General features: G+C 47.1%; 4 protein-coding genes. 3 read left to right on the top strand and 1 reads right to left on the bottom strand.

Features of this window, described 5'->3' with window-relative positions:
• Both QVP90_RS04335 and QVP90_RS04330 read left to right on the top strand, forming a co-directional pair.
• Nucleotides 1-551 (top strand): LamG-like jellyroll fold domain-containing protein (locus QVP90_RS04335; protein WP_288203951.1); only part of this gene is annotated, 551 nt, incomplete at its 5' end.
• A gap of 206 nt (nt 552-757) precedes the next feature.
• Nucleotides 758-3,634: a glycoside hydrolase family 2 protein gene (locus QVP90_RS04330; RefSeq protein ID WP_021935745.1), complete on the top strand. Its 2,877-nt coding sequence runs from the start codon at nt 758-760 to the stop codon at nt 3,632-3,634.
• A 286-nt stretch (nt 3,635-3,920) separates the two neighbouring features.
• On the opposite strand, the gene QVP90_RS04325 is transcribed toward QVP90_RS04330, so the two are convergent.
• Nucleotides 3,921-4,841, bottom strand: coding sequence for an AraC family transcriptional regulator (locus QVP90_RS04325; protein WP_005926570.1), 921 nt, complete (start codon nt 4,839-4,841; stop codon nt 3,921-3,923).
• Between the two features lie 225 nt (nt 4,842-5,066).
• Between QVP90_RS04325 and QVP90_RS04320 the strand changes: the two genes are divergently transcribed.
• Entirely contained in the window at nt 5,067-7,178 is a 2,112-nt protein-coding gene (locus QVP90_RS04320; protein ID WP_021935744.1) for a hypothetical protein, read from the top strand.
• Nucleotides 7,179-7,305 lie beyond the last annotated feature (127 nt).

The following is a 7,305-nucleotide window of genomic DNA, read 5'->3' as shown; positions in this document are numbered from 1 at the left end:
ACATTCCTGCTACCCAGTATTTCAATGGCGAATGGAATCATGTGGTTTGTGTTCGTGATGGCGAATCCAAGACATTGAAGATGTATATCAACGGAGTGTTCCAAGGCGAAGTGACCGATAAGACCGGTGACATTTCGGAATCGGAGATGTTTGTGATCGGTAACTGCAATGTAAACTTCAATACCCCGTTTACCGGTGCAATCGATGAACTTCAGATTTATGAAGGAGCGATGAGTGCTGCTAAAGCGAAGGAACGTTATGAAGCCAATAAGCCGACGGGTATTTCGACGGAAAGAACTCTCCGTCCCGATGTGAATGTTTATCCGCTTTACTTTACGGATGAAATCACAATCGAGTTCCCGGTGGAGGTGTCAGGACGTGCTATGGTTTCGATGTATTCTGCTGCGGGTACGCTTGTGCATCAGACTGCCTATATGGTGGACGGAGGAGCAACGCTGTACATCAGTGGGCTGGAAGGCTTACCGAAGGGTGCCTATATGGTTGTAGTAGAAGTAGGAACAACGAAGTTTGTGAAGAAACTATTGAAATAACAGAATCAATCCGTTACCGGAAACAGCCGGATTAACGTGTGGATAACCGGTAATCGGAGTTGAAACAAGTAATCGTTTAAATCGTCTCTCAGTTGTGAGACGCGTGTCTCACAACTGAGAGATGTGCGTTTCATAATTGAGAGACGTTCGTCTCATGGATGTGAAGCGATAATAAAACATGCATCAAATATAACTCATTATTCATCATGAAACTTATCTTGTCTTTCCTGTTCGCTTTTCTTTTTCTGACTGCATCTGCCCAGTCCACCCATCGGCAATACCTTTCCGGTGAGGGGTTGAATCACACGGTGACATGGGACTTTTATTGTTCCGATGGGAATAACAGTCAGCGGTGGAGCAAAATCGAAGTGCCTTCACAATGGGAGTTGCAGGGCTTCGGAACGTATACTTACGGGCGTTGGTATAAGGAGAAAGGAGTGAAGAATCCCAGTATGGAAACCGGAATTTACCGGCATTCGTTCAAGGTGCCGAAAACGTATAAGGATCATACGGTACGGATTGTCTTTGACGGGGTGATGACGGATACGGAAGTATTTGTCAACGGTTTTCCGGCCGGCCCGGTTCATCAAGGCGGATTTTATCGTTTCTCGTATGATATCACCGACCTGCTGAATGTGGGTGGAAAGAACAAGCTGGAAGTACGCGTCAATAAACATTCGGCAAATAAATCCGTCAATGCCGCCGAGCGCAAGGCCGACTGGTGGCTGTTTGGGGGGATTTATCGTCCGGTGTGGCTCGAGATAAAGCCCAAAGAACATATCGGAAGGATTGCGGTCAACGCTTCTGCCGATGGAGAACTGCAAGCGGATGTTTATTTGACCGGTGCCCGTCCGGGTTACCGGTTGTCTGCTGCAATCGCTTTTCCGGATGGTAGCAATAAGACCGAAGAACGGTTCTTCACACTTGCAGATACCGCTTCCATGTATCGGATAAATACCCGGTGGAAAGAGGTCCGTACCTGGACACCGGAGACTCCGAATCTCTACCTCCTTACCTTGAAACTGCTCGATGCAGAAGGCCGTACCCTTCATCAGCATCAAGAGCGTATCGGATTCCGTACGGTAGAATTCCGTCCTAAAGACGGGCTTTATGTCAATGGAGTGAAGATTGTGATGAAAGGCATCAACCGTCATTCATTTCATCCTGACGGCGGGCGTACCACAAACAAAGAAATCAGCATTCAAGATGTACTGCTGATCAAAGAAATGAACATGAACGCAGTCCGTTCCCATTATCCGCCGGATACTCATTTTCTGGAAGCTTGCGATTCGTTGGGACTTTTTGTGATCGACGAGTTGGCCGGTTGGCAAAATGCTTATGACGCCACAGTGGGAAGGCGGCTTTTGGAAGAGATGGTAGTCCGGGACGTCAATCATCCTTCTATTGTGCTTTGGAGCAATGGCAATGAAGGAGGGTGGAATACGGCACTCGACAAGTATTTTTCCTGCTATGATCCCCAGCAACGTCACGTGATTCATCCGTGGGCAGACTTTAACGGACTGGATACGCATCATTATCCGGCCTATCTCACCGGTGTGGGGCGTTTTACAAACGGCTATAATGTGTTTATGCCCACCGAGTTCATGCATGGGCAATATGATCAGGGACATGGTGCCGGACTGGAAGATTTCTGGGCGAACTATACCTCGCATCCTCTCTTTGCCGGTGGTTTTATGTGGGCTTTCTCTGATGAGGCAGTACGCCGTTCCGACCGTAACGGGCAGTTGGACTCCGATAAGTTCAATGCCCCCGATGGTATTGTAGGCCCTTATCGTGAGCGCGAAGGAAGTGTTTATACGGTGCGTGAGGTATGGGCGCCCATACAGTTCCGTCAACTTTATATTACCCCTTCTTTTCGGGGAGAGTTTGCTCTGACCAATACGTATTTGTATACCAATTTGCGGGATTGCCGGATGAACTACCGTCTCTACCGGTATCCTTCACCTCTACGGGAAGAAGCGTTATCTTGCTGTATCGATTCCGGCGAAGTTCGTCTGCCGTCTTTGTGTCCCGGTGAAACGGGATATGCACGTATGCAGATGCCTTCCTGTTTTTGGGAAGCCGATGTTTTGGAACTTGAAGCTTTCGGGCCGGATGGAAAAAGTATTTGTAACTGGACGTGGCCCGTACGCTATGCCGGTGATTACCTAAAGCGCGAAATACCCCGTTCCGTTCCGAAACAGGAGAGGGCGTCCGTGCTTCAGGATCACGATTCGTTGGTGACGCTTTCGGCCAATGATATTACTGTCGCTTTTCGTAAGGCGGATGCAACGATTGCCCGTGTCCAAAAGGGAAAAGAAGGAGTGGAAGTCCCTCTGACAGATGGCCCTCTGCCGGTGGGTATGAAAATGGAGTTTACTCGCTATACGGTCCGGATGGATGGGGAAGATGCTGTTTTCTGTGCCCATTACCGGGGTGGGGTCGATTCTATCCAATGGTGTATGTCCCCTTCCGGCCTGTTGTCGATGGATGCTGTTTTGCTGAANNNNGGCCTGTTGTCTATGGATGCTGTTTTGCTTAACCGTGCGTCCGGTGGAGGTGGGTTTGATGATGCGTTCATGGATGAGGCGGTACTTAACTTGGGGCTTACTTTTTCTTATCCCGAGCAGGAGTGTACCGGCATGCGCTGGTTGGGACGGGGCCCTTATCGTGTATGGAAGAACCGGGTGAAGGGAACGAATTATGCCGTTTGGCAGAAAGATTACAATAACACGGTCACCGGAGAAAGTTTCGGGAATCTTGTTTATCCGGAGTTCAAAGGTTATCATGCGAATCTTTATTGGGCTACGGTGCAGCACCGGATGGCTCCTTTTACGGTATACACAGCCACCGACGGGCTTTTCTTCCGTCTGTTTACTCCGGAAGAACCGGCCGGCCGGCAGAATGGGGTGAATACGATGCCTGATTTCCCGTCCGGGGATATCTCGTTTCTATTGGATATTCCGGCTATCCGTTGTTTCAAGCCTATATCGCAGCATGGTCCTCATAGCCAACCCGGGATTGTGCGTATAAAGAAAGGAGATGAAGGGCTGCGTATCCGTTTGTTATTCGATTTTCGTTAATATTATCATAATGATCATTGCAAGCATCAAATAGTGCATTCTATTCGTGCAGGTCATGGAGTATCTTTGTCTTATCGATTAAGACATAACAAAAGGAGAAGCTTTATTACGGTTGAGTGTTAGTTTAAAGGGTTTTTAAGTTAGTGAAGTAAAATGCAATTCTGCACTGTTAAGTTTCTCGTGCAACTGTTTATTTATTAGTTTAATAAGTTGCTTTGTGTTTATTCTATGGATAACGGGGATAAAATCTGTGAAGAATTTATCCCCGTTTAGCATATGTATTTGTTTAATCTTCTTCCAGTTCATCACTCGTCTCACGGCCGAAGCTCCGGTATTCCAGTGGGGTGAATCCCGTGCGTTTCTTGAAAAGTGAGAAGAAGTGTTCGGTCGATTTATAGTCGAGCATGAAAGAGATCTCCTTGACGGACTGAGAGGTGCCTATCAGTAGTTGTTTCGCTTTGCGGAGTTTGAGTTCCTGGAAATATTTGGCCGGGGCATATCCGGTATAGTCTTTGAATACCTTGCGGAACCAGGAATAGCTGATGTTGAGTTTTAATGCTAATTCTTCCGGGTCTATGTTTTTGAAGACATTTTCATTCATGATGATCTTTGCCTGTTCGATCTTTTGGTCTACGTCTCCTATTTCGAATATTTTGTTTTTCGATATGGACAGGATCATTCCGATAATGTGCAGTACTATTCCCGACAGGTATTGCTGTGCCGATATTTTATCGGCTTCTGCCACTTCCAGTGCACGGGAGAATAGTGCGACCAGCTCTTCATTCAGACCGACTTCCAGTATTTGGTTGTCTTTGGACAAGAAAGAGCTTTTGATTATGTCATCGATAATCGGTCCTTCAAAACCGATGTAATATTCATTCCACCCTGTCTGTTGCATCGGTTGATAGGTATGCCATTGTCCGGGAAACAGAATAATGACGCGCCCTTTGCACACTTGTCTTTCGTCTGTTGAATCCGAAGTAAAAAGTCCCCTTCCTTTGGTGATATACAGAATTTGATATTCGCGGAGGGTACGTCCTTTTTGTGCGTTAAAGAAATAGCCGGATGGATGGTCTTTCAAAGGGTAGGGTGAATTAGGTTGGATGGATTGAAAGCCTACGGTGTTTATCCAAAGTCCGAATTTGCGGTCCATGTCGTTTACAATCAAATACTTGAATTCTACTCCTAAGTCATTATAGCTGTTCATACGTGTCCTCCATAATATTCATAGCTACAAAAATAAATAATATTTTTTTAAATCCAACATATCTCTCACAAAAACAACGTTTTGCAATTGATTTTCGGCAAATGTGGAAAGGTTTTCGCTACTGACAAATTACACAGCATTTCAGTCACTATGTATAGATACCCTTTGCCGGCAATCGCCTATCTTTGTAGCATCTATTCATTTATATAATTACAGAACAATACCATGAAAAAACTACTTTACCCGTTTGTGGTTCTGGCGTTGATGGCTTGTGGCGAAAAACAACAAGCGCCCATCGATCGCGAAGCACTTGTCGATCGTAATTCTCCTCAAGTAACTGCTTTTGATTCTTTAGCTTCCCTTTCTGTAGGCAATGGCGAGTTTGCCTTTACGGTAGATGCTACCGGTTTGCAGACATTCCCCGAAATGTATACGAAGGGGGTTCCGTTGGGAACGCAAAGCCAATGGGGCTGGCATGAATTTACAAACCCCAAAGGGTACAGGCACGAGGAAACACTGAAAGATTATGATTTTGGTCGCGGACGTATGGAACCTTATTCGGTGCAGTTCAATGAAGACGGCCGGCAGAAAGAGGCTGCCAACTGGTTCCGTGTCAATCCCCACCGCCTGCACCTCGGTATGGTGGGCTTTGAATTTGGACGTGATCCTCTTGCCGTGGCGCAGGTGACGGATATAAAACAAAAACTGAACCTTTGGGAAGGTGTCATCAATAGTAGCTTTAAATTGGATGGCAAACCGTTTGAGGTACAGACCGCCTGTCATCCGAAAGCCGATATGGTGGCTGCCACCATTCGATCGGAAGCGCATGCCGGCGTCAATTTCCGTTTCCCGTATCCTACAGGTGGCCATTGTGATGATGCTTGCAACTGGACTTCGAATGATAAGCACTCTACGGCCATTGTCAGTCAGGATGAACAACAGGTTGTATTGAAACGTACCTTGGATGCCACTACCTATTATGTAACGATTCGTTGGGAGGGCAAAGCAACGTTCGGAGAAAAAGAGAAAAACTATTTTGTGCTTACCCCCGAAGAGGATACCCTGGCATTTACTTGTGCCTTTACTCCGGAAAATTCTTCTCCGGAAATGTCTACTTCCGAACAGACCCGGCAGGCTGCCGCCCAATATTGGACCGCTTTCTGGAAAAATGGCGCTGCTGTTGACTTTTCTGCCTGTACGGATGAACGTGCCGGAGAATTGGAACGTCGTGTCGTATTGAGCCAATATCTGCTCGCCATCCAATGTGCCGGAACTACTCCGCCACAAGAAACCGGACTGACTTATAATTCCTGGTTCGGTAAATTCCATTTGGAAATGATCTGGTGGCATCAGGCGCAATTTGCTTTGTGGAATCGTGCCGATCTGCTTGACCGCACTTTAGGATGGTACGAAACTGTAGAGCCCGTTGCCCGTGAAATAGCCGGCAGACAAGGTTTTGATGGAATACGATGGATGAAGATGACCGATCCGAGCGGCACGGAGGCGCCTTCTAAAGTAGGCAGTTTCCTGATCTGGCAACAGCCGCATTTCATCTATCTGGCAGAACTGGTGTATCGCAACAATCCTTCGGATGAAATAATCAGGAAATACAACCGGCTGGTACAGGAAACCGCCGACTTTATGTATTCCTTTGCTACTTATGATGAATTGGAAGGGCGTTTTGTGTTGAAAGGTGCTATTCCCGCGCAAGAAACGCTTCGTGCTTCTGAAACAGTAAACCCTCCTTTCGAGCTCTCGTACTGGCATTTCGCTATGGAGACAGCACAGAAATGGCGCGAGCGTGCCGGTGAAAAGCGGAATTTGGAATGGGATGAGATGATTGATAAACTCTCTCCGTTGGCCTATAATGAAGATAAACTGTATCTGGCTGCCGAAACAGCTACGGATACTTATAAGGACATTCGTTTCACCTCCGATCATATGGCCGTGTTGGGTTCAGTCGGTATCCTTTCGATGAATAAGCTGATTCGCGATGATTATATGAAAAATACCCTGCATTGGATTTGGGACAACTGGAACTGGGGCAAAACCTGGGGATGGGATTATCCGATGACAGCTATGAATGCCGCCCGTTTGGGTGAACCGGAAAAGGCTGTCGGTGCCCTGCTGATGGACAAACGCACCAATACTTATCTGGTGAACGGACACAATTACCAGGATGGCCGTCTGCGCGTATACCTGCCCGGTAACGGTGGCTTGTTGACTGCCATCGCCATGATGTGTGCCGGATGGGACGGTTGCCAGGTTGAGAACCCCGGCTTCCCGAAAGACGGAACTTGGAATGTACGCTGGGAGGGACTGAAACCGATGCCGTAAAATAATGAAGCCTCTCCCCAACCCTCTCCGGGGGAGAGGGGGTACAGATACTCTTGTCTATTAATTGGATACTTTTGTCTATTAATCAGTTGCAAAACTAACTTAGCTCCCTCTCCTACGGAGAGGG

It is taken from the genome of Bacteroides sp. CAG:189, from assembly GCF_000432295.1.
Classification (GTDB): domain Bacteria; phylum Bacteroidota; class Bacteroidia; order Bacteroidales; family Bacteroidaceae; genus Bacteroides; species Bacteroides salyersiae.
This window is presented reverse-complemented; position numbering and strand designations above follow the sequence as displayed.